This window comes from Kushneria aurantia DSM 21353 (assembly GCF_000382245.1).
Classification (GTDB): Bacteria; Pseudomonadota; Gammaproteobacteria; order Pseudomonadales; family Halomonadaceae; genus Kushneria; species Kushneria aurantia.
In genome coordinates, this window is record NZ_KB907863.1 from 1 (window position 1) to 22,571 (window position 22,571).

General features: G+C 61.3%; 21 protein-coding genes, 3 tRNA genes and 1 pseudogene. 14 read left to right on the plus strand and 11 right to left on the minus strand.

Annotated elements, in window-relative coordinates:
* Positions 1-275 precede the first annotated feature (275 nt).
* A pseudogene (miaE, locus tag H146_RS18135) lies at positions 276-527 on the plus strand (tRNA isopentenyl-2-thiomethyl-A-37 hydroxylase MiaE); the annotation flags it as partial.
* Positions 528-538: 11 nt separating this feature from the next.
* On the opposite strand, the gene H146_RS0101610 reads toward miaE, so the two are convergent.
* Entirely contained in the window at positions 539-1,291 is a 753-nt protein-coding gene (locus H146_RS0101610) for a UDP-2,3-diacylglucosamine diphosphatase (protein ID WP_019950101.1), read from the minus strand.
* Between the two features lie 57 nt (positions 1,292-1,348).
* Positions 1,349-1,846, minus strand: a complete 498-nt coding sequence (locus H146_RS0101615; protein ID WP_019950102.1) for a peptidylprolyl isomerase — start codon at positions 1,844-1,846, stop codon at positions 1,349-1,351.
* A 208-nt stretch (positions 1,847-2,054) separates the two neighbouring features.
* Between H146_RS0101615 and H146_RS0101620 the strand changes: the two genes are divergently transcribed.
* Both H146_RS0101620 and cysS read left to right on the plus strand, forming a co-directional pair.
* Complete coding sequence (locus tag H146_RS0101620; protein WP_019950103.1) at positions 2,055-3,731, plus strand: glutamine--tRNA ligase/YqeY domain fusion protein; 1,677 nt, start codon at positions 2,055-2,057, stop codon at positions 3,729-3,731.
* Between the two features lie 32 nt (positions 3,732-3,763).
* Positions 3,764-5,134: a cysteine--tRNA ligase gene (gene cysS, locus H146_RS0101625; RefSeq protein WP_019950104.1), complete on the plus strand. Its 1,371-nt coding sequence runs from the start codon at positions 3,764-3,766 to the stop codon at positions 5,132-5,134.
* 67 nt (positions 5,135-5,201) lie between these two features.
* Here cysS and folD read toward each other — a convergent pair whose 3' ends face one another.
* Positions 5,202-6,059, minus strand: coding sequence for a bifunctional methylenetetrahydrofolate dehydrogenase/methenyltetrahydrofolate cyclohydrolase FolD (folD, locus tag H146_RS0101630; RefSeq protein ID WP_019950105.1), 858 nt, complete (start codon positions 6,057-6,059; stop codon positions 5,202-5,204).
* Positions 6,060-6,236: 177 nt separating this feature from the next.
* Here folD and H146_RS0101635 point away from each other — a divergent pair.
* The 9 genes from H146_RS0101635 (at position 6,237) to H146_RS0101675 (ending at position 15,392) form a co-directional block, all read left to right on the plus strand.
* A tRNA-Pro gene (locus H146_RS0101635) sits at positions 6,237-6,313 on the plus strand.
* A 66-nt stretch (positions 6,314-6,379) separates the two neighbouring features.
* A tRNA-Arg gene (locus H146_RS0101640) sits at positions 6,380-6,456 on the plus strand.
* An 82-nt stretch (positions 6,457-6,538) separates the two neighbouring features.
* Positions 6,539-6,613: transfer RNA gene (locus tag H146_RS0101645), tRNA-His, on the plus strand.
* A gap of 272 nt (positions 6,614-6,885) precedes the next feature.
* A complete protein-coding gene (tig, locus tag H146_RS0101650; protein WP_019950106.1) occupies positions 6,886-8,226 on the plus strand; it encodes a trigger factor in 1,341 nt (446 codons plus the stop codon).
* 85 nt (positions 8,227-8,311) lie between these two features.
* Entirely contained in the window at positions 8,312-8,932 is a 621-nt protein-coding gene (clpP, locus tag H146_RS0101655; RefSeq protein ID WP_019950107.1) for an ATP-dependent Clp endopeptidase proteolytic subunit ClpP, read from the plus strand.
* A gap of 65 nt (positions 8,933-8,997) precedes the next feature.
* Positions 8,998-10,290 (plus strand): ATP-dependent protease ATP-binding subunit ClpX, encoded by a 1,293-nt coding sequence (gene clpX, locus H146_RS0101660; RefSeq protein WP_019950108.1) that lies wholly within the window; start codon positions 8,998-9,000, stop codon positions 10,288-10,290.
* A gap of 159 nt (positions 10,291-10,449) precedes the next feature.
* Positions 10,450-12,867 carry an endopeptidase La gene (lon, locus tag H146_RS0101665; RefSeq protein WP_019950109.1) on the plus strand — a complete coding sequence of 806 codons (2,418 nt, stop codon included), beginning with the start codon at positions 10,450-10,452 and terminating at the stop codon, positions 12,865-12,867.
* A 165-nt stretch (positions 12,868-13,032) separates the two neighbouring features.
* A complete protein-coding gene (locus H146_RS0101670; RefSeq protein ID WP_019950110.1) occupies positions 13,033-13,305 on the plus strand; it encodes an HU family DNA-binding protein in 273 nt (90 codons plus the stop codon).
* A 251-nt stretch (positions 13,306-13,556) separates the two neighbouring features.
* On the plus strand, positions 13,557-15,392 hold the full coding sequence (locus tag H146_RS0101675) for a SurA N-terminal domain-containing protein (protein WP_019950111.1): 1,836 nt from the start codon (positions 13,557-13,559) through the stop codon (positions 15,390-15,392).
* 145 nt (positions 15,393-15,537) lie between these two features.
* Here the strand turns inward: H146_RS0101675 and H146_RS0101680 are convergent, their stop codons facing one another.
* From H146_RS0101680 to H146_RS0101710, 7 genes are all read right to left on the minus strand, one after another.
* Positions 15,538-15,828, minus strand: coding sequence for a YkgJ family cysteine cluster protein (locus H146_RS0101680; RefSeq protein ID WP_019950112.1), 291 nt, complete (start codon positions 15,826-15,828; stop codon positions 15,538-15,540).
* A 2-nt stretch (positions 15,829-15,830) separates the two neighbouring features.
* Complete coding sequence (locus tag H146_RS0101685; RefSeq protein WP_019950113.1) at positions 15,831-16,667, minus strand: 6-pyruvoyl trahydropterin synthase family protein; 837 nt, start codon at positions 16,665-16,667, stop codon at positions 15,831-15,833.
* Complete coding sequence (queE, locus tag H146_RS0101690; RefSeq protein ID WP_019950114.1) at positions 16,667-17,311, minus strand: 7-carboxy-7-deazaguanine synthase; 645 nt, start codon at positions 17,309-17,311, stop codon at positions 16,667-16,669. Before queE ends, H146_RS0101685 begins: the two co-directional genes overlap by 1 nt.
* Before the next feature lie 2 nt (positions 17,312-17,313).
* The gene (gene queC / locus H146_RS0101695; protein ID WP_019950115.1) at positions 17,314-17,997 is read right to left on the minus strand and encodes a 7-cyano-7-deazaguanine synthase QueC; all 684 of its coding nucleotides are present in this window, start codon (positions 17,995-17,997) and stop codon (positions 17,314-17,316) included.
* A 206-nt stretch (positions 17,998-18,203) separates the two neighbouring features.
* Complete coding sequence (locus H146_RS18140; protein WP_156826652.1) at positions 18,204-19,232, minus strand: asparaginase; 1,029 nt, start codon at positions 19,230-19,232, stop codon at positions 18,204-18,206.
* A 40-nt stretch (positions 19,233-19,272) separates the two neighbouring features.
* A complete protein-coding gene (locus tag H146_RS0101705) occupies positions 19,273-19,890 on the minus strand; it encodes a CBS domain-containing protein (protein ID WP_019950117.1) in 618 nt (205 codons plus the stop codon).
* Between the two features lie 71 nt (positions 19,891-19,961).
* Positions 19,962-20,462, minus strand: a complete 501-nt coding sequence (locus H146_RS0101710; RefSeq protein WP_019950118.1) for a hypothetical protein — start codon at positions 20,460-20,462, stop codon at positions 19,962-19,964.
* 300 nt (positions 20,463-20,762) lie between these two features.
* Between H146_RS0101710 and H146_RS0101715 the strand changes: the two genes are divergently transcribed.
* Together H146_RS0101715 and H146_RS0101720 are read left to right on the plus strand one after the other, a co-directional pair.
* Positions 20,763-20,975 (plus strand): hypothetical protein, encoded by a 213-nt coding sequence (locus H146_RS0101715; protein ID WP_019950119.1) that lies wholly within the window; start codon positions 20,763-20,765, stop codon positions 20,973-20,975.
* A gap of 207 nt (positions 20,976-21,182) precedes the next feature.
* Positions 21,183-21,776, plus strand: a complete 594-nt coding sequence (locus tag H146_RS0101720) for a hypothetical protein (RefSeq protein ID WP_156826653.1) — start codon at positions 21,183-21,185, stop codon at positions 21,774-21,776.
* Positions 21,777-21,883: 107 nt separating this feature from the next.
* Here the strand turns inward: H146_RS0101720 and H146_RS0101725 are convergent, their stop codons facing one another.
* Positions 21,884-22,480: a rhomboid family intramembrane serine protease gene (locus tag H146_RS0101725; protein ID WP_019950121.1), complete on the minus strand. Its 597-nt coding sequence runs from the start codon at positions 22,478-22,480 to the stop codon at positions 21,884-21,886.
* Positions 22,481-22,571: the final 91 nt, after the last annotated feature.

The window sequence follows — 22,571 nt, forward strand, 5'->3', positions numbered from 1 at the left end:
TACCGTTGTTGCTGGTGTAGTCTGATGCAAAAATGTTCTCGCAATCGGACCAGTCGATTCTCTGACTCATTTGCACCAACTCGTGGCGCATGTTGATGACGTCATCAAGGTAGATGTTGAGCAGGTCACGCTGTGGATTCTGGCGCTGATCGCGGGGAGTCATGTCGATTTCTCACGATTTTGGCGAGGATAGACCAGATTTTACGCCGAAAAGGGAGCATCATCCAGGCGCATAATCATGATTTCACGGTGATTTTTGGTTTTTCAGGACCGACTATATCGAGGCGCGCTCCTGCGAGCGTTTCGCCTGTCTGCTACCGCATCTGGACGCCGAAATGGCGAAATTTTACCGCTCGCTGGTGAAATCGGAGGGGCGCCACTTCGAGGACTATCTGGCACTGGCGGCACAGTACGCCGGCGAGCCGATTGATGAGCGAGTGGCGTTTTTCGGTGAGGTCGAGCGCTCACTGATCGAAGCGCCCGATTCGCAGTTTCGTTTTCACAGCGGCGTACCGCAGCGCGACTGAGCGCGCGGGGGTCAGTAGGGCAGTTCGCGCAGGCTGAAGCTTTCAAGCGTCAGGGTGATGCCCTCCTGGCGCACCTCCCAGCCGATATCCTCGTTCCAGCGCCAGTCGCCTACCACGAAGCGCTTGGCCACCTCGTCGTCATGCAGGCGAAAATCGTGCACGTCGGGGCGGTGGGTATGGCCATGAAGCAGGGTGCGGACGTGGCACTTGAGCATAATGTCATCAACCGCTTCGGGAGTGACGTCCATGATGTCGTCACTTTTGCTGCTGTTGGCGGTGCCGGAGCCCTCGCGCATGCGGTCGGCGAGCTGGCGGCGCTGCTCGAGCGGCAGTGCCAGTGTCTGCTGCTGCCATTGGGGATCGCGGGTCATGGCGCGAAACGCCATGTACTCCTCGTCCTGAGTGCAGAGGCTGTCACCATGCATCAGCAAAAGCGGCGCGTCGTCGCCGAGGCTGATCAGGGCGGGATCGTCGAGCAGTACCGCGCCGGTCAGCTCGGCGAAGCGCCCGCCCAGCAGGAAGTCGCGATTGCCGTGCATCACGTAGAGGTGACCGCCGGCACGAGTATAGGCGCGCAGCGCATCGATCACCTGCTGCTCGAACTCACCGATGGCGTCGTCACCGATCCAGCTTTCGAACAGGTCGCCCAGGATATAGAGCGTATCGGCACCGCTTGCACGCCACGTCATATAGTCGAGAAAGGCCTGCGTCAGCTCCGGGGCATCCGCCTGCAGATGCAGGTCGGCAATAAAGAGTGTGGTCATGAACTCTCCTGCTGAGGCGGCGCCTTGCCTGCGGGCGCCGCTGTTTTTTTGTCGTTTTCAGTCTGCCGTGCGCCGCGCGCTGTACAGCACGACATCCTCGGACGGCACGTCGGCATGCCCGCCGCGGCGGGTGGTGGCGACCGCTTTGATACGGTCGACCACGTCCATGCCCTCGACCACTCGGCCGAACACGCAGTAGCCCCAGCCCTGTGGCGTGGGGGCACTGTGATCGAGGAAGGTGTTGTCCGCCACGTTGATGAAAAACTGCGCCGTCGCCGAGTGCGGGTCGGCGGTGCGCGCCATGGCGAGATGGCCGCGGGCATTTTTGAGGCCGTTATTGGCTTCGTTTTTGACCGGCGCGTTGGTTGGCTTTTGTACGAAGTCGCTGTCGAAGCCGCCGCCCTGCACCATGAAACCGTCGATCACGCGGTGGAAGAGGGTATCGTTGTAGTGGCCGGCGTCGACATAGCGTTCGAAGTTGGCTGCGGTCTCGGGGGCCTGATCATGAAAAAGCTCGATGGTGATGTCACCGGCGCTGGTAGAAAGAGTAATCATCAAGGTTTCCTGAGCAGAAAAAATGGTCCGACGCGCAGCAGCGTTACGGCGCGTGGCCCCGGTGGTGCATGGCATGGCCCCCCTGGGGCAGGGTATAATAGCGGCTTTGCCCGGACAGGCGAAACCTTCTGAAGTCCTTGCTGCGCCTGCCGTCTTCTCTTTCAATGAGCCAGCAAAAGCGCTTTTCAACGAGGCCCGATTCCCCCCCATGAGCACAGACAGCACCAGTGCCCCGAATTTTATTCGCAATCAGATCAGTGAAGAGCTCGAGCAGGGTCGCCTGAACCAGCTGGTGACGCGGTTCCCGCCCGAGCCCAACGGCTTTCTGCATATCGGCCATGCCAAGTCGATCTGTCTCAACTTCGGGCTTGCCGAGCAGTTCGGCGGCCGCTGCCATCTGCGCTTTGACGACACCAACCCGGCGAAGGAAGAGCAGGTCTATATCGACGCTATCCGCGACGATATCGAGTGGCTCGGCTTTCACTGGAGCGGCGATGTGCGCTACGCCTCTGACTACTTCGAGCAGCTCTACGAGTGGGCCTGCCATCTGATCCGTGAGGGGCTTGCCTATGTCGATGATCTGGATGCCGAGCAGATGCGTGAATATCGCGGCACCCTGACCGAGCCGGGTCGCCCCAGTCCGTGGCGCGAGCGCAGCGTGGCGGAGAATCTGGCGCTGTTCGAGGCGATGCGCAACGGCGATTTCGAGGAGGGCGAGAAGGTGCTGCGGGCGAAAATCGACATGGCGTCGCCCAATATCAATCTGCGCGATCCGACGCTCTACCGCATTCGCCATGCCGCACACCATCAAAGCGGCGAGCGCTGGAAGATCTATCCCGCCTACGACTTCACCCACGGCCAGTCGGATGCCATCGAGGGTATTACCCACTCGCTGTGCACGCTGGAGTTCGAGGATCACCGGCCGCTGTATAACTGGTTTCTGGAGAATCTGCCGGTACCGTCGCAGCCGCGCCAGATCGAGTTTGCCCGGCTGAATCTTAATTATACCGTTACCTCGAAGCGCAAGCTCAAGCTGCTGGTGGATAACGATATTGTCGACGGTTGGGACGATCCGCGCATGCCGACCATCTCGGGCATGCGTCGGCGCGGCTATACGCCGGCGTCGGTGCGCAAATTCTGCGATATGGTGGGTGTGGCGCGCGCCGCCGGGGTGGTTGATATTCAGATGCTCTATCACGCCATCCGCTCCGATCTGGAAGAAAACGCACCGCGCGCCATGTGCGTGATGAAGCCGCTGAAGGTGGTGCTGAGCAATCTCGAGGAAGCATTCGAGCAGCGCTTCGAGGTGGCTGGTCATCCCGCCCGCGAGGACATGGGCACGCGCTCGCTGCCGCTGACCCGCGAGATCTGGATCGATCGCGACGACTTCATGGAGGAGCCGCCGAAGAAGTTTTTCCGACTCGCCCCCGGTCAGGAGGTGCGCCTGCGCAACGCCTACGTGATTCGCTGCGACGAGGTGATTCACGACGACAGCGGCGAGGTCAGCGAGCTGCGCTGCAGCGTCGATCTGGAGACGCTGGGGCGCAACCCCGAAGGGCGCAAGGTCAAGGGCGTGATCCACTGGGTCAGTGTGGCCCATGGGGTGCCGGTCGAGGTGCGCAACTATGACAACCTCTTTACCGTCGAGGCGCCCGACCGCGATCGCGACGGTGACTTCCTCGATCATCTCAACCCCGAGTCGCTGGAGACCGTGCAGGCGATCGGCGAGCCGGCGCTGGCTGAAATCGAGCCGGAGAGCCGTTTCCAGTTCGAGCGGGTCGGCTACTTCTGCGCCGATCGCTACGACAGCGCGCCGGGGCGGCCGGTGTTCAATCGAACCGTCAGTCTCAAGGATGGCTGGGCGAAGGCGCAGAAAAAGGCGTGATGAGTGTGACAAAAGGATGCGGGGAAAACCCTATGCAGATCTACAACACCCTGACGCGGCGCAAGGAGACCTTTACGCCTCTCGATGACAACCGGGTGAGCATGTATGTCTGTGGCATGACGGTCTACGACTACTGCCATCTGGGCCATGCGCGCATGCTGGTAGCCTTCGATGTCATTGCCCGCTGGCTGCGTCAGCGCGGCTACGCGCTCACCTATGTGCGCAACATTACCGATGTCGACGACAAGATTATCGCCCGTGCCGCTGAAAACGACGAGCCGATCGCAGCCCTGACCGAGCGTATGATCGAGGCGATGCACGAGGATGAGCGCCGTCTCGGGATGCAGCGCCCCGACCTCGAGCCGCGCGCCACCGGTCACGTCGACGACATCATTGCCATGATCGAAACGTTGATCGACAGGGGGTACGCCTACCGGGCCGACAACGGCGATGTCTATTACCGGGTGCGGCGTTTTGCTGCCTATGGTGCGCTCAACAATCGCGACCTCGACGAGATGCGCGCCGGTGCCCGGGTCGAGGTGGAGGCGCACAAGGAGGATCCGCTCGACTTCGTGTTGTGGAAGCACGCAAAGAATGGCGAGCAGAGCTGGCCCTCTCCCTGGGGCGAGGGGCGGCCGGGCTGGCACATCGAGTGCTCGGCGATGTCGACCTGCTGTTTGGGCAACACCTTCGATATTCACGGTGGCGGTCCCGATCTCGCCTTTCCGCACCACGAAAACGAGATCGCCCAGAGCGAAGCGGCCACCGGGCAGCGCTATGTCAACACCTGGATGCACGCTGGGGCGCTGCGGGTCGGCAGCGACAAGATGTCCAAGTCGCTGGGCAACTTCTTTACCGTGCGCGATGTGCTCGAACACCATCATCCCGAGGTGGTGCGCTATCTTTTCGTGGCCAGCCACTACCGCAGTGCGATCAACTACGCGCCGGAGACGCTCACCGATGCGCGTCGTTCGCTGGAACGCTTCTACAACGCGCTGGAGAGCGTGACGCCGCAGCAGGGCGAGGTCGACAGCGGCTACGCCGAGCGTTTCGCCGCCGCCATGGATGATGACTTCAATACCCCCGAGGCGCTGGCGGTGCTGTTCGAGCTGGTGCGCGAGATCAACCGTCGTCAGGGCGAGGATCCGACCGCCGCGGCGGTGCTGGCTTTCGAGCTGCAGCGGCTGGGGAGCGTGCTGGGGCTGCTGCAGTACGCGCCGCGGGATTTTCTGCAGGGGGGCAGCGATATCGACGAGGCAGAGATCGAGCGACAGATCGAGGCGCGCAATGCCGCCCGGCGTGAGAAAAACTTTGCCGAGGCGGATCGCATCCGTGACGCCCTTGCCGCGCGCGGTATTATTCTCAAGGACAGTCGCGACGGCACCAGTTGGGTGGTCGAATAACCCGCCTGGACTATTGCATCGACGTCACTGAAAACCTTGATGCCCGCGGCGGGGCTGGGGCGGACTTTCAGTTGCCGTCGTGCAGCTCGGCGGCGCGCAGGGTGTTCTGCAACAGCGAGGCGACGGTCATGGGTCCCACGCCGCCGGGTACCGGGGTGATCCAACTGGCGCGCCGACGAGCGCCCTCGAAGTCGACGTCGCCGACCAGGCGGCCATCGTCCTGACGATTGATGCCGACATCGATGACAATTGCTCCGGGCCGGATCCATTCGCTTTTGACCAGTCCGGGCTGTCCTACCGCCACGATCAGCAGTTCGGCGCTCTCGACGTGCAGCCCGAGGTCATGAGTGAAACGGTGGCAGACGGTGGGCGTGGCGCCGGCCAGCAGCAGTTCCAGCGCCATCGGCCGGCCGACAATATTGGAAGCGCCCACCATGGTGGCGGTCAGGCCGCGCACTTCGAGCCCGCTCTCCTGCAAAAGCGTCATGACGCCCATCGGGGTGCAGGGGCGCAGCGTCGGTCGGCGCTGGGCGAGGCGGCCGACGTTGCAGGGGTGAAAGCCGTCGACGTCCTTGTCGGGACGAATGCGTTCCAGCAGTGGGCCGGCGTCCAGCCCCTCGGGTAGCGGCAGTTGCAGCAGAATGCCGTCGACGCTGTCATCGCCGTTGAGGCGGTCGATAAGGGCTTCCAGCTCGCGCTGCGTGGTGTTTTCCGGCAGCGCATGATGAAAGGAGGCGATGCCTGCCTGATCACAGGCGCGGCGTTTGTTGCGCACGTAAACCTGCGAAGCGCTGTTATGACCGACCAGGATCACGGCAAGGCCGGGAGGGCGTTTGTCGCGGTGCTGTCGTGTTTCGACCTCTGCCGCCACACGCTCGCGGACCCTCTGGGCGATGGCCCGGCCATCGATCAACTCTGCGCTCATCTCTTTCCTGTCCTGTTCCGTGAAGCCCGCGCCATGGCGAGGGCAGGGAAGGCGGCAATTGTCGCATCCCCCGTCGTACAGTCAATGCAGGGAGCTGCGATGGTGGCGCTTGACGATTCGAGGGGATCGGGTAAAATGCGCCTCGCACTGATAGCGGCTCGCCGAAATCCGGTGTAACGGGGTATAGCGCAGTCTGGTAGCGCGCCTGCTTTGGGAGCAGGATGTCGGGGGTTCAAATCCCTCTACCCCGACCAGTGCCCTGATTTTTAAACATTTTTTGAATGTCGGCGGTTGACGCCAGTGGCTGCGGCCAATAGAATGCGCTCATAGCTCAACCGGATAGAGCAACGGCCTTCTAAGCCGTAGGTTGCAGGTTCGAGTCCTGCTGGGCGTGCCACTCCCTGTAAGCCTTGACATCATGGGCATGACTGCAAAAGGTGCTGGTTGATAACGGGAAGTGGTGGCAGCAGTAAAAAATGGTGGGTGTAGCTCAGTGGTAGAGCCCCGGATTGTGGCTCCGGTGGTCGTGGGTTCGATCCCCATCATCCACCCCATTTTTAAAGCGGCAGGGCTTCTCGGGCCTGTCGCTGCAAGGGCAGCCAGGGGCTGCCCTTTTTGCGTTTATGGCGTCTCTCTCTTTTTCCCGCCGCATTCCAATGGCGAATCGCTCATTGATTTTGACACTCGGGTTTCAGTTGCCCTTGAAAATCGTCATGAGCGGCGCCAACTAAAGGACAAGCTTGCCAGTACCGGGCGAGGTTTCTAGAATCTTCGCCCCTGAGTTTTTCATTTCGAACACGCCACGCGAGAGGGCAGAGGATCATTCATGCAAGTTTCAGTCGAGACGACTTCACCGATCGAGCGGCGCGTCACCGTGCAGGTTCCGGCCCAGGAAGTGGACAGCAGCGTCGATGAGCGACTTCGGGATACCGCTCGCCGCGTACGCTTGAATGGTTTTCGCTCCGGCCACGTGCCCATGACGGTGGTACGGCAACGCTTTGGTCGCGACGTCCGCAACGAGGTTGTCGACGAGGTGATGCGCCAGCACTACGTGCGCGCGATCTCCGAACAGGCGCTCAATCCGGCCGGTTATCCCGCTATCGAGGCGACCGTCAACGAAGCGGGACGCGACCTGGAGTTCGTCGCGACGCTGGAGGTCTATCCCAGCATCGACCTGACGCTGCCGGAGGGCGTTGAAGTAGAGCGTCCTCAAGCCGAGATCACCGATGCCGATGTTGATGAAATGATCGAAACGCTGCGCAAGCAGAATGCCCAGTGGCAGGATGTAGAGCATGCCGCAGCCGATGGTGATCAGATCACTTTCGACTTTCAGGGCTACCTCGGTGAAGAGCCTTTCGAAGGCGGCAGCGCCGAAGGTCATCAACTGGTGCTGGGTTCGGGCAATTTCATTCCCGGTTTCGAGGATCAGATGGTCGGTGTTGCGCCCGGCGAGCAGCGCGAGGTTCGCGTGACTTTTCCGGAAGACTACCAGGCAGAACACCTCGCCGGGCAGGAAGCGCTGTTCAGGACCACCACGCACAGCGTGCAGTCGCAGCAGCTGCCGGAAATCGACCACGAGTTCATGACCCGCTTCGGCGTCGAAGACGGCGACATGGCGCGTTTTCGTGAAGAAGTGCGCAACAACATGGAGCGTGAGCTGAAAAACGCCGTCGACAACCGCGTCCGGCAGCAGCTGATCGACGCCCTCAAGGCAGGCAATGAAGTGCTGGTGCCGAGTGCGCTGCTCTCTCAGGAAGTTGAGGGCCTCAAGCGCCAGGCGGCACAGCAGTTCGGTCTCGGTGAGGACTTCGATGTCTCCCAGCTGCCCGATGAGCTGTTCGCCGACCAGGCACGTGGCCGCGTCGAGGTGGGACTGCTGCTCGCCGAGGTGGTCAGCCACTTCGAGCTGGATGCCGACGATGACGAGATTCGCGCCTTCATCGAGGAGCAGGCCGGCCAGTACGAGAATCCCGAGCAGGTGGTCGAGCACTACATGGGCAACGAACAGATGAAAAATCAGGTCAAGTCTGCCGTTCTGGAACGCAAGGCGGTCGATGCGCTGCTGGAAAAGGCCAGCGTGGTCGAGGCGCCGATGAGCTATCAGGAAGCGCTGCAGGCGGCTCAGCAACAGGGCGAGGCCGAGCAGGAAGAGACCGGCCAGGCTTGATGCCCGGGACAGCGAGTGTATTGCCCCTTACCGTGGGAGCCTCTGTGGCTCCCTCATTGGCCCATACGAATTGCAGGGTAGCCCTATGACGAGCGATTTCGATATTACCAACGCCGGTGGGCTGGTCCCCATGGTGGTGGAGCAGAACGCACGCGGCGAACGGGCCTATGACATCTATTCGCGCCTTCTCAAGGAGCGCGTTGTCTTTCTTGTCGGCCCGGTCGAGGATTACACCGCCAATCTGATCGTGGCGCAGCTGCTGTTTCTCGAGTCGGAAAACCCCGACAAGGACATTCATCTTTACATCAACTCGCCCGGTGGCTCGGTAACTGCAGGCATGTCGATCTACGACACCATGCAGTTCATCAGACCCAATGTTTCGACCGTCTGCATCGGGCAGGCGGCCAGCATGGGGGCACTGCTGCTCGCCGGTGGTGCCAGCGGCCAGCGCTTCTGCCTGCCGCACTCGCGTATGATGATTCACCAGCCGCTGGGCGGCTATCAGGGGCAGGCGAGCGATATCGAGATTCATACTCGTGAAATTCTCACTATCCGCAAGCGGCTCAACGAGATTCTGGCGCATCACACCGGGCAGGACGTTGAAAAGGTGGCACGCGATACCGATCGCGACAACTTCATGAATGCCGATGAAGCGGCCGAGTATGGCCTGATCGACTCGGTACTGGCACAGCGCCCGGTATCCTGATAGCGTAAAATTCTGTATTTGATCTGGTGGCGGCATTAGTGCCGCTGCCTTCAAGAGGTACGCGAATGGCTGACGGCAAAGGCAAGGATGAAGGCGGCAAGCTGCTCTATTGCTCGTTTTGCGGCAAGAATCAGAACGAGGTACGCAAGCTGATTGCAGGCCCCTCCGTTTACATCTGCGATGAGTGCGTTGATCTTTGCAACGACATCATTCGCGAAGAGGTCGTGGAATCCGAGGCCTCCGATGACGAAGAGCGTCTGCCCGCCCCGCGAGAAATCCGTAACACTCTGGATGACTACGTCATCGGTCAGGATCGCGCCAAGATGGTGCTGTCCGTGGCGGTTTATAACCACTACAAGCGCTTGCGCGTCGGCCAGCAGCAAAAGGGTGACGAACAGGTCGAGCTGGGCAAGAGCAACATTCTACTGATCGGTCCCACCGGTAGTGGCAAGACCCTGTTGGCCGAAACCATGGCGCGCCTTCTCAACGTGCCCTTCACGATTGCCGACGCCACTACCCTGACCGAAGCCGGTTACGTGGGTGAAGACGTCGAGAACATCATCCAGAAGCTGCTGCAGAAGTGCGACTACGACGTCGAGAAGGCGCAGCGCGGTATTGTCTATATCGACGAGATCGACAAGATTTCGCGCAAGTCGGACAACCCCTCCATCACCCGCGACGTTTCCGGTGAAGGGGTGCAGCAGGCGCTGCTGAAGCTGATCGAGGGTACCACGGCTTCGGTACCGCCGCAGGGCGGACGCAAGCATCCGCAACAGGAGTTCCTGCAGGTCGATACCGGCAATATCCTGTTCATCGTCGGCGGCGCTTTTGCCGGTCTCGACAAGGTGATCAGCGACCGCGCCGAGCGTGGCGGGATCGGTTTCAATGCGGTGGTGAAGAGCAAGGATACCGACAAGGGCGTGGGCGATGTGCTGGCCGGCGTCGAGCCCGAGGATCTGGTCAAGTATGGTCTCATTCCCGAGTTCGTCGGTCGTCTGCCGGTGATTGCCACGCTCAACGAGCTGGATGAGGATGCCCTGATCCAGATTCTGACCGAGCCGAAAAACTCGCTGATTCGTCAGTATGTGCGCCTGTTTGATATGGAGGGCGTCGAACTCGATTTCCGCGAGGACGCTCTGCGCGCGGTGGCCAACAAGGCGATGGTTCGCCGCACCGGGGCTCGCGGGCTGCGCTCGATTCTCGAATCGGTGCTGCTCGACACAATGTACGAAATCCCCTCCACTGAAAACGTGGTCAAGGTCGTCATTGACGAGAATGTGATCAGCGGTGACAGCAAACCGCTGCTGATCTATGCCAACCAGCAGGAGAGCAAGCTGGTGGTCGGCGACGAGCGATAATACGCCGCCATGGTACACAACGGGGGGCCCGGGCGGCCCCCCGTTCGTGTCGGCGTATTGAATTGGCAGTCTGACTGCATTTCCCGCCCGTGCCTCCTCAATTTTTGGGCATGAACTTCGCTCGAGGCGACCCACACATTAGATTCGAGGATGTCTGCGATGGAGTCCAGTCCCGCACAGACGTTGAATATACCCCTGTTACCGCTGCGCGATGTGGTGGTCTATCCGCAGATGGTCATACCGCTGTTTGTGGGCCGCGAAAAATCGATTCGCGCCCTCGAAGCGGCGATGGAGTCGGACAAGCAGGTGCTGCTGGTCGCCCAGCGTGACGCCGGCCAGGATAACCCCGAAATTGCCGATCTGTTCGACATTGGTACCGTGGCCAGCATCATGCAGCTGCTGCGACTGCCCGACGGTACGGTCAAGGTGCTGATCGAGGGCAGCTCTCGGGCCGATATCGACCACATCGAAGAGCATGCCGATGACGACGAAGGCTTTCCTGTCGCCAATGTGACGCTGCGCGAGAGCCAGCCGCTCACCGATCGCGAACAGGAGTCGCTGGTGCGCGTGCTGCTCGATCAGTTCGAGCAGTACGTCAAGCTGTCACGCAAGGTGCCCAACGAGGTGCTCAGCTCGCTGCAGGGCATCGAGGATGCCAGCCGGCTGGTGGATACCATCAGCGCTCACCTGTCGCTCGATATCGGTGACAAGCAGTCCCTTCTCGAGATGGATCGAGTGCGCGACCGTGTCGAGCACCTGATGGCACTGATCGAGTCGGAGATCGATCTGCTGCAGGTAGAAAAGCGCATTCGCTCGCGTGTCAAGGAGCAGATGGAGAAATCCCAGCGCGAGTACTATCTCAACGAGCAGATGAAGGCCATCCAGAAGGAGATGGGTGAGCTCGAGAATACGCCCAATGAGGTCGAGCAGTACGAGCAGAAGATCGGCGAAGCCGGTATGCCGGCGGAAGCCGAAGAGAAGGCGCATCAGGAGCTCAACAAGCTGAAAACGATGGCCGGCGCTTCGGCGGAGGCTACCGTGGTGCGCTCCTGGCTCGACTGGATGCTGGCGATCCCGTGGAAGAAACGCACCCGCGTGCGTCACGACATCAGCTATGCCGACCGCGTCCTGGAAGAGGATCACTACGGCCTTGAAGAGGTCAAGGAGCGTATCCTCGAGTATCTCTCGGTACAGAAACGGGTACGCAAGCTCAAGGGGCCGGTGCTCTGTCTGGTGGGGCCACCCGGGGTCGGCAAGACCTCGCTGGGGCAGTCGATCGCTCGCGCCACCAACCGCAAGTACACCCGCCTGGCGCTGGGAGGCGTGCGCGACGAGTCGGAAATCCGCGGTCATCGCCGTACCTATATCGGCTCGATGCCGGGCAAGCTTCTCCAGCGTATGAGCAAGGTGGGCGTGCGCAATCCGCTTTTCCTGCTCGACGAGATCGACAAGGTCGGCATGGACCATCGCGGCGACCCTTCCTCGGCACTGCTTGAAGTGCTCGATCCAGAGCAGAACGACAAATTCAGCGATCACTATCTTGAGCTGGATTACGATCTTTCGGACGTGATGTTCATCTGTACTGCCAACTCGATGAACATTCCCGGGCCGCTGCTGGATCGCATGGAGATCATTCGCATACCGGGCTATACCGAAGACGAAAAGCTGGGCATCGCGCGACGCTATCTGGTACCCAAGCAGCTCAGGGCCAACGGCCTCAAAAAGGATGAACTTGGCTACAGCGACGAGGCGTTGCTGGAATTGATTCGCTACTACACCCGCGAAGCCGGGGTGCGTGAGCTCGAGCGTCAAATCGCCAAGGTGGCGCGCAAGGTGTTGCGTGAGCGTATCGAGAATGAGCAGGCGCAGGGGGCTACCTCTACCCAGCAGCTGGATGCCGACGACATAGAACGTTATGCTGGTGTCAGACGTTACAGCTACGGTATCGCCGATCATAGTCATCAGATCGGTCGCGTCACCGGTCTTGCCTGGACATCCGTGGGCGGCGAGATTCTTAATATCGAATCGGTCGTGACCCCCGGCAAGGGGCGGATCAACAAGACCGGTTCGCTGGGCGATGTGATGAAGGAGTCGGTGAGCGCGGCGCATACCGTGGTGCGCTCCCGTGCCGAGGCGCTTGCTATCGATCCGGAGCGCTTCGAGAAGGAGGACCTTCATATCCACGTTCCCGAGGGAGCCACTCCCAAGGATGGCCCCAGCGCAGGCATTGCCATGGTGACTGCCATGGTCTCGGCCTGGACCGGTCGCCCCGTCAGAGCAGATGTTGCCATGACCGGCGAGGTCAATCTGCGTGGTGAGGTGATGCCGATCGGTGGTTTGAAGGAGAAACTGCTGGCGGCAAGACGTGGGGGAATAAGGATCGCGCTGATTCCGGAAGAAAATCGCCGCGATCTCAAGGAGGTACCTGATACTATCAAGGACGCGCTTGATATTCGTCCTGTGCGCTGGATCGATGACGTTCTCGATATTGCGCTGGTCAGTAATGACGAGACCGGTTTTGACGATAACCGCATGGATGAAAAACCGGCCAAGCAGACATCAGTCAATACGCACTGAGTGTTTTTTTGCTGATTGTTGTGCGGCAAAGCCCGCCACTGTGCGCTTTGCTGCCGACATTGCTTGACGGTATTTTCACCCATTGATATAAATTAGCTCTCGTTGTGGTTGCGTATGGTGTTTGGTTGCCGCGCTGAAAAACTGGTTACAATCAAGGGGTGAAGAGTGAACAAATCCGAACTGATTGAGGCGATTGCCGCTTCCGCCGATATTCCCAAGGCTTCGGCGAGTCGTGCGCTTGATGCCATGATCGACTCCGTGACTGACAGTCTCCGCAAGGGTGACACGGTTTCACTGGTCGGTTTTGGCACCTTTAGTGTCAAGGAGCGGGCGGCACGTACCGGTCGTAATCCGCAGACTGGCAAAAGCATCGAGATCAGTGCTGCCAGAGTTCCCGGCTTCAAGGCGGGCAAGGCACTCAAGGACGCCGTCAACTGATACGTCCTGCCAAATCCGAAGAGCGGCGTCCGACGGCGCCACAAACCTCTTCGTCGACATGGGCGCACCTTTCAATGGTGCGCCTTTTTATTGTCTGCCGGGGCGATAGACACTTTTCGCACCCCGGTTGTATGCCCATCGAAACGAGACCTCTTCAGCCACGCCGCGGTGGGTGGCATGTCGATTCAGCTCATATGTCGTTATAATCCGCCGCAACGATTTTTTACCAACCGGGAGTGGGGACCTGCCGCATGCTGCAACAGATCAGGGATCGGGCACAGGGCTGGGGTGCCAAAATCATTGTGGCGCTGATCGCACTGACCTTCACATTTTTTGGCGCAGAGTCCCTCGTAAGCTACTTCGGTAGCGGGGCCAGCGGTAACAACGCCGCGACGGTCAACGGTGAGAGCATCAGTCGTCAGACGCTGCAGACCGAGGTGTCGCGGGCCATTCGCTCCGGCAGGGTGCCGCCCGACCAGCAGGAGCAGGCGCAGCAGGCGATTCTCGACTCATTGATCACCCGCGAAGTGGTGGATCAGTACGCTCGCGAAGGAGGGATGGCGTTCACCGATCGCCAGCTCGATCAGATGCTGGTCAACCGGCAGGAGTTTCAGGACAGCCAGGGCCGTTTCTCTGCCGAGATTTTTCGCAATCGCCTCAATAGCGCTGGTTTCACGCCGGATGCTTTCCGCCAGCAGCTGCAGGAGGACATGCTCGCCCAGCAGCTACAAAACGGCCTGATTGCTGCCACCTTCGTGCTGCCCTCAGAGGCTAAGCAGCTGGCCGCGTTGCGCTTTCAGCAGCGCAGCTTTCGCTACACTCGCCTGACCGATGCCGATTTGCAGCAGCCTATCGAACTTGATGAACAGCAGCTGCGCGACTGGTACCAGTCGCACCAGCAGCAGTTCCAGCGTCCCGAACAGGTGCAGCTGGCGTGGATCGAGCTGAATCGTAACCAGCTACCGCAAAGCGATCAGTCGATCGACGAAGCGCAGCTTCAACAGCTTTATGACCAGCGTCGTGCCAATGCGCCGCGCCAGGTCTCCGACATCATTGTCAGATACGGCGATCAGCGTAGTCGTGAAGAGGCTCAGGCGCGGGTCGAGGAGATTCGTTCCAGACTTGCCAACGGCGCCGATTTCGCCGAACTGGCGCGCGAATATTCCGATGACCCCTCTACCGCCAGTCGTGGTGGCAGCCTTGGCACGGTCAATGAGGGCATCTTCGGTAACGCCTTCGATCAGGCTGTCAACAGCACGGCGCCGGGCGATGTTGCCACGGTGGAAGATGATGGTTATTTCCATGTGCTGCGCGTTGACGGTATCGATATCCCCCCTTTCGATCAGATGCGTGACGAGCTCGCTGCCGAAGTGCGTCAGCAGCGCAGCGGCGAGCGCTTCCAGCAGCTGGCGCAGCAGCTCAGCGATCAGAGCTTTTCCGCCGATGACCTGCAGAGCGTGGCCGATAACCTGGGCCTTGAGCTGCACCGCAGTGGCTGGGTGGATCGCAATGCCGATGACACGGATCAAAAGATTCTCACCGAGCCCGGCGTGATGGAGGCGGCCTTCAGTAATGAGGTGCTCAATGACGGTTACAACAGCGAGCCGATCGAGCTGGGTGACGATCGCCGCGTCGTGCTCCGCGTGCTGGATCATCGTGAAGCGACCACGCTGGCGTTTGATGAGGTTCGTGATCAGGTGCGTCAGGCGGCGCTCGAGAGCCGCCGTCAGCAGCTTCTCGCCCAGCGTGCCGATGATATTGTCAGCCAGCTGCGCCAGGGTGACACGCCCGCCGGCGTCGAGTGGAGCGAGGCGCAGAATATCACTCGCGATGGCGGCGGTGATCTGCCCGCGGCACTGGTCAGTGCGGCCTTTACTATCGCCCATCCGCAGGGCGAAGGCACCAGTTTCGGCCATCAGGTCGTCAACGGCGATCAGGTCGTCTTTGCCATCGACAGCGTCAGCGCCGACCCGAGCGATCAGCAACTGGCCAATCTGACCGAGCAGCTATGGAACCTGCGCTCGCGCGAGAACGTCAGCGATGTAACCGGAGCGCTGCGCAACGAGGCCGATATTTCAAGGCAATAAGGAAAACGCTGAATAAATCGCCGAACGAGATGAAGGGCAAGGCGGCCGGAACGCAGACTCGAAGCAACGCGTAGAGAACGCCCGTAGGGCGGCCCGTCAGGGCAAGTTGCCGAAGGCAACGCGTCACGCGAGACATAACAAAGGGTCAGGCGCTGTCGCGTTCGAGCCACTCGATATTGCGCAGCGCCTCGTCGCGATGGCTGCCGCAGAGTTCCAGGTCGAAACCGAAGCGCCGGCACACCGCCGGGCGGCGCGGGTCGCCGAACAGACGACAGAGGTTATCGTCATCGAGCTGCACGCAGCGCACGCCGGCGGGCTTGCCGTGCGGCATGTCGGGAATCGGCGAACTGATCGAGGGGGCAATGCAGCAGGCGCCGCAGCCGGGGCGGCAGCCATCGACTGCGGCCGTGCTGGTAGCAATCAGGGTAGTCGCCATGTTCAGGCGCTGCGCGCCGCTGCCACGGCGCCCTTGTCGATCCCTTCAAAGGCCTGCACCTGCACGTGACCGCCCACCAGGGCGGCGCTCTCACTGGCAATCCAGTCGGCAATGCACTCCACCGTAGTGGTGCTCGGCAGTATCTCGACCCGCTCGCCTGGCAGCTCGATCACGAAGTGGCCCTGAGGGGCGTCGTAGGCGATACGGCAGCGTTCGCTGTGCTGACGCACAATATCTTCGCGATCGGCGAGATAGATATCGTCCAGTCGCTGTGCCCAGCGCTGTTCCAGTACCGGGCTGCGCTTGCCGTTGTGGTGGATTGCCAGCCGCGAGCGGTGGCCATGGGCGATACGCTGGCAGTTGCCACGATGGCGGCGCAGGCCGTGGCTGTAGGTATAGCCGGCTCCTTCGATGACCTCTTCGCGCAGTGTCACTCTGATCTGCGCTACCCGCGGCGGCGGACGTCTGGACAGCTCATGAGAAAGATAGGTCTCCAGCCGCTCGATGCTGATGTTCGCCCAGGGCAGCAGCGAATAGGCCTGACGCGGTGCGCGCATCTCCAGCGACCAGGGGGAGCGGGTACGCAGTCGTAGCCCCTCGCGGCACTCTTCGATCTCGACACCGGGCGCCTTGGTGGGGACCAGCAGGGTGTGATCGAGGCTGTCGTCAATGCGCGACTTGATCCACGGCTTGACCTCGCCGAAATCGAACAGCATACCATCCTCGCCCAGCTCACCCTCGAGCTCGACGTCGATGTGATAGCTGGCCCCCACCAGTCCGCGGCGCGGGCACCATAGCGAGACATCCAGCGCGGTGAGTTCCTTGACGAACAGCATCATCAGTCGATACCTGCGATCTTGTGGGTCTGCAGCGACAGCCGCCACTGCGGATGCGCCATGCAGTAGGCTACCGTTTCGGCCATGGTGTTGCCTTCGCCGCCGCGCGGCGCCAGGTCCATGGGTTGCAGAAAAAAGTGTTGAAAGTCGAGGTCGCGAAACTGCGCCGGATCGGCCTCTATCTGCGGATAGACCAGTTTCAGCTCGTGCCCCGAACGCTGCTTGAGTTGTGCGCGCCCCTTGGGGCTGACGCAAAGCCAGTCGATCCCCGCGGGCGCGACGATGGTGCCGTTGGTTTCGACCGCGATCTCGAAGCGCCGGGCATGAAGCGCTTCGATCAGCTCCACATTCAGCTGCAGCAATGGCTCGCCGCCGGTAAATACCACCAGCGGCGTGGCACTGCCACCCTGGGCCGGCCACAGGGCGTCGATATGGGCGGCAAGCGACTCGGCGCCGCGAAAGCGGCCGCCGTTCCGGCCGTCGGTGCCGACGAAATCGGTATCGCAGAAGCGGCAGATGCTGCGCTCACGGTCCTGCTCACGGCCGGACCACAGATTGCAGCCGCTGAAGCGGCAGAACACCGCCGCACGTCCGGCCTGACCGCCTTCGCCCTGCAGGGTGTAGAAGGCTTCCTTGACGCTGTACACGGCTACACCCCGGACGCACGGTAGGGCAGCGGGTCGGTGATGCCCTGCTCGGCGAATGCCTTGAGACGCTCGCGGCAGCTGCCGCACTCGCCGCAGGCCAGCGCCTCGCCCAGATAGCAGGTCCAGCTGTTGGCGTAGTCGAGCCCCATCGCCAGCCCTTCGGCAAGAATCGTGGCCTTGCTCTCGTGCAGATAAGGGGCACGAATCTCCACCGGGGTGTAGTTGGCGATCGCCGCCACCGCATTCATGCGCGCGACGAACTCGGGTCGGCAGTCGGGGTAAATGGCGTGATCGCCACCGTGGGCGCCGTAGTAGCAGAGTCCGCACGCCAGGTTGACCGCATGACCTATCGCCAGCGACAGCAGAATCATGTTGCGGTTGGGCACCACGGTCGCTTTCATGTTCTCTTCGGCGTAATCGGCGCGTGGCATCTGCTGGCTGGCATCGGTCAGCGCCGAGGCGCCGATCAGGCCGTGAATGGCGCGGATATCGACCAACTGATGGGCAACGCCCAGTTCGCGGCAGACGCGTTCGGCCACCTCCAGCTCGCGGCTGTGGCGCTGGCCGTAGTGGAACGAGAGGGCGTGCACGTCGTAACCCTCGCGCAGGGCGCGGTGTAAAACGGTGTAGGAGTCCATGCCGCCGGAATAGATCACGACGGCGCGTTGAGACTGTTGGGTGGTCATGACGGAGAATTTCTTTGCCGATGGAAATCGACGCCCGGGATCCGGTCCGGACGATTGGGAAGGCGGTATTTTAACCCGGCAAGCGATATTTGTCAGCCGGCTCACTTTTTATACCGTTATCTTGCTATACGCTATAGCAACAACGCCTTCCGTAATGCGAATCGTCAAGGTAGAAACTGCGGCAACCCCATCGTGGAGGGCGCTGATCAAGGGTGGAAATTCTGCCGCAACGTGTCACCGTGATAGCCACTTGCCAGCAGCCAGTGTAGTCGGGTAAAGGCCGCTTCCGGCGTCATGTCGCTGCCGTCGATCACACCGGTAGCCGCCAGTGCCCGGCCGGTGGCGTAGTTGGCGAGGTGAGTAGCGCCAAGAGGGCACTGACTGATGACCACGATCGCCGTACCGGCCTCGATAGCCTCACGCAGCGCCTGCGCCAGCGCGGCGTCTTCCGGTAGATTACCGCTGCCCCATGCTTCCAGCACGGCGCCGTCGGCGCCTTGTAGCAGCGCCCTGGCCTGCCACGCCTCGATGCCGGGCCACAGTGTCAGCCGTACCACCTTCGTGCCGGCCGGAGAGCAGGGGAGGCTGGCTGCCCCGAGCGGGGCGCGGTGAGGCTGACGGCATCGGCCGCCGTCCTTGAGCTGCCATTGAGTGCGCCATACACCAAGGGGTTCGGCATTGGGCGTGGCAAAGGCGAGGTTATCGGCGGTATGCCACTTGCGTGCAAAACGAGCGTCGAGCAGCTCACCGCCAAAAGCCACCAGAACGCCTTGCAGCTGCGGCAGTGCGGCGGCCATCAGGGCCTGCTCGAGGTTGTCCGGGCCGTCGCTGCCGGGCGCTTCGAGCGGCCGTTGGGCCCCGGTCATAACCACCGGGCAGGGCAGTGCCGACAGTTGCCATGCGAGACTGGCGCCACACCAGGCCAGGGTGTCGGTGCCATGAATCACCACTACGCCGTCGAGGTTTGCATCCTGCTCGAGATGGTGTCGGATATCGCCAGCGATGCGATACCACTGCGCCGGGCGCGCGCTGCTGGAGTCGATGGGATCGTCGTACTCGACGAAACGCCGTGCCGGCAGCACCTGCCGGCGCGCTTCGGGCAGCTGGTTCAGGGCGTGCTCGGCACGAGCGGCGAAGTCACCGGCGGGCGCCAGCCCTGCAAAGCCGGGTCGCATACCGATGGTGCCGCCGGTTGCGATGATCAACACCCGGCGGTGGTCAGGGTCACTCGTCACTGTCTCGATTACCTGCTGGCCCGGAGTCGGACGCGACGGTTTACAGATCGTGCCCGAGTACCACAGAACGGATCGCCGAGAAGCTGTGCGCCTCGGGCGGATGATCCAGATCGATGCCCAGGGCGTGACTTACTTCACGGGCCGAAATGACCCCCCGAATGCGCAGCTCGCCGTCTTCGTTATGGTCGGTCACCAGCACGTGCCGATCGCCGGAAGTGCGCAGGGTCAGTACCAGATCGCCGACCGTGGCGCGCTCCAGGCGGGCATAATCGACGGCGTGCACGTCATCGCGAGTCAGCTTGAGCATATCGACGGTGACGTCTTCGCGGTCGATATGGCGATCCTGCATGGCACGGGTAATGGCGTTACCGCCAAAGAGAATGCGCGCGCTGACCACGCCGGTGAATTTCCCCTGACCGTTGATGACCAGCAGCATATGGATGCGATTCTGGCGCATGGTCTGCAGGGCGACGTCGGCGCTTTCGTTGGCGTTGACAGTCCAGGCACGGATTTCGAGAAAGTCGGTCAGCAGTTCGAGCGCCGGGCTTTCCATGCTCAGCGAGGAGGCCGTGGTATGCAGCCCCGGTCTCGCGATATGAGTGGCGCTGTCGATCTCCTTGAGCGGGAGCTGGGTCCAGGGGGAGGGCTGAGTATCCATGACGTAGAAGTCTCCTGATATAACGAATCGGTCGCTGTCGTGCCTGTCTCGCGGTCCGTCGCGATGGCGTTTCAGAGATGAGGCTTGAGATCGCCGCGAACCATATCCACAAAAGTGATGAAGCGGGTGTCGCCATCGTCATCGTGGCGATCCACCCGGCAACCGAGCTGCATAGTGCTCTGCACCAGTAGCTCGTCGAAAATTTCCAGCGTTACCGGCACCGCAGGGCGGCTTCCCGGTGCAATGGCGCCGTGTTCGAGAGTGAAGGTCTCCAACATGGTAGCGCGCACTTTTGTCGTACCGCCTTCGCCCAGTACACGCCGAACGAACAGCCAGCCTTCGCAGGCCAGGCTGTTCTCTTCGTCGACGCGGCGGTTGAACAGTGTACGGTAACAGGCACCTTCGCTGGCAGCACGTTCAGCCATGCTTTTGTAAGAGGCTGTCATACGGCTTGCCATGGCGCCGGACTTGGCCAGCTTCTGCACCGCCGCGCGATGCTCGCCATCCAGCTTCTCCTGTCGCGAGAAGCGCTGCCAGTGGCGATACTCCTGCAAGATTGAGGTCACATCCATCCCTGTCTATCCGCTCGCTTGATGTATCGGGTGCCTATCTTCGCCGATACGCCGGGCAAATCGCCAGCCCATCTGCAGGCGATCATGGCGCAGACACCGATTATCAGAGTGAATAAAGCCTGTGCTGCTGTGTCTGTATAAATCACGTCCAGAAAATTTTGCATTTCGGAGCGCTTTCGCTATTGACCGCTGTCAGGGAATCGTGGATTCTGTACACATGCTGTACAGGAGAGGTCGAAGGAGCGATATCTCCTGTTCGGCACCATGGAGGGAATCGCCTCACGAACAAGGAGTGTTCACATGCCGGAACTGACCTGTCACCGCTGCGGTAGCGATAGTCTTGACGTTGTAGAAGTTCCCATGGACTGGGATGAAGTCTGCTGCAGGGATTGCGGCGAATTCATCACTACCTGGGGAGCTGCTTCGCAGGACAATCAGCACTCACCACTGGTGCACGCCTGTTTTCAGACGCAGCAGCTGGCACGCAGCATGGGTATATCGCTGGCAAGCTGAATACTTGTCGGTGCAGTAAAAAAAGGGTGTTGCTATCAGGGACGATAGCCCTTGTCAGGATGACAATGCGCCCGGGCAGAAAAACGGCGAGCCAAAAGCTCGCCGTTTTTGTGTGCCCGGGCAGCCTGCCGGAATTGTGCCCGGGCGCCACGCCCTGGCTACACTGAATGCCACTGACGAAAGCGTTAACAGGGGCGGATTGAAAAGATGAGCAAGCGAACATGGATGGGTGCCGCGACGCTGCTGTTACTGGCGGGCTGCGGGCCCTCGCACTACGTTATCGACAACGAGGCATCCTCGAGCGGTGAGGTGCATACCGTTCAGGGCAGCGATGGGGTCATGATGGGCGCCGTCGCCTTTAACCGGCCTGCCACCGACGTGAACGATGCGCAGCGCCAGCGCTGTCTGCAGTCCACGCTCGAGCCGCAGCCGGTGCAGGTCGAGCGTGGTGAACTGATGACGCCGGTACAAAAGAGCGATCTATCCTTTAACACCACGGTCACTGATGATCGCAGCGAGCGCAGCGCGCTAACCGGGGCCACTAGCTGGCAGGGGCGCGATATCGCCTACCGTCTGGAATTGCAGACGCTGGCCGAGGGCAATTACTACTACTTCGATCAGCTCGGCGAGCGTGGCGTGGCCGCCGAGGGTCAGGCGCCGCGTTTCGAGCCGATCGGTGCCTGGAGCGAAGCGGCACCCATGCAGGTACATCAGGGCCTGGAGGCATTGACCGAGCGGCTGCAGAGCTGCCTTGCCGGTGCTGCAGCGGGTAGCGCCGCGGCATCGAGTGCCGGTAGCTGATCGCTGAGCATTGATGTTAAAAGCGGGGTGTCGTCAGCGACGCCCCGCTTTTTTATGTGCCTGGTCTGTCTCGGTTCTTCCGGTGCGGACGCAATGCAGCGACGGCCTCAGGGCGACAGCAGTTGCTCCATAAAGCGCGGCCCCAGTTGCGGCGCCATCCACAGCATGAACGCCACGCCATAGGCACCGCCCCACAGGTGGGCGCTGTGGTTGACGCCGTCACCGCCGCGGCGTCCGGCGTAGATCGACCAGGCGGTGTAGAGCAGTGCGAAGACAATCGCCGGCACCGGTACGACGAACACATAGAGCGTTGACCAGGGGGCGGCCAGAATGAAGGCAAACAGCACCGCCGAGACCGCCCCCGAAGCGCCAAGGCTGCGGTAACGGTTGTCACTGCGGTGAGCGAGGTAGCTGGGCAGGATCGCCACCACAATGCCGCCCAGGTAGAAGGCGACAAAGCCGATTGCGCCGATCATCGACACAAAAAAGGACTCGATGGCGCGGCCGAAGAAGAATAGCGTAACCATGTTGAACAGCAGGTGCCGGCCGTCGGCGTGCACGAAGCCGTGGGTCACGAAGCGGTAGAGCTGTCCGCGTCCGATCGCCGGTGGCCAGAACAGCAGCGCCTCCAGCAGGCGACGGTTACTGAAAGCGGGAATCGAGACCGCACAGGTCACGACGATCAGCAAAATGGTCAGGGTCATTCCTTTCTCTCCAGCAGTACGACAGCAGGGCGCCGCCCCCTTACAAGGATAAACCGCAACGCGGATCAGGTGCGGATCGATTTTGCCGCTT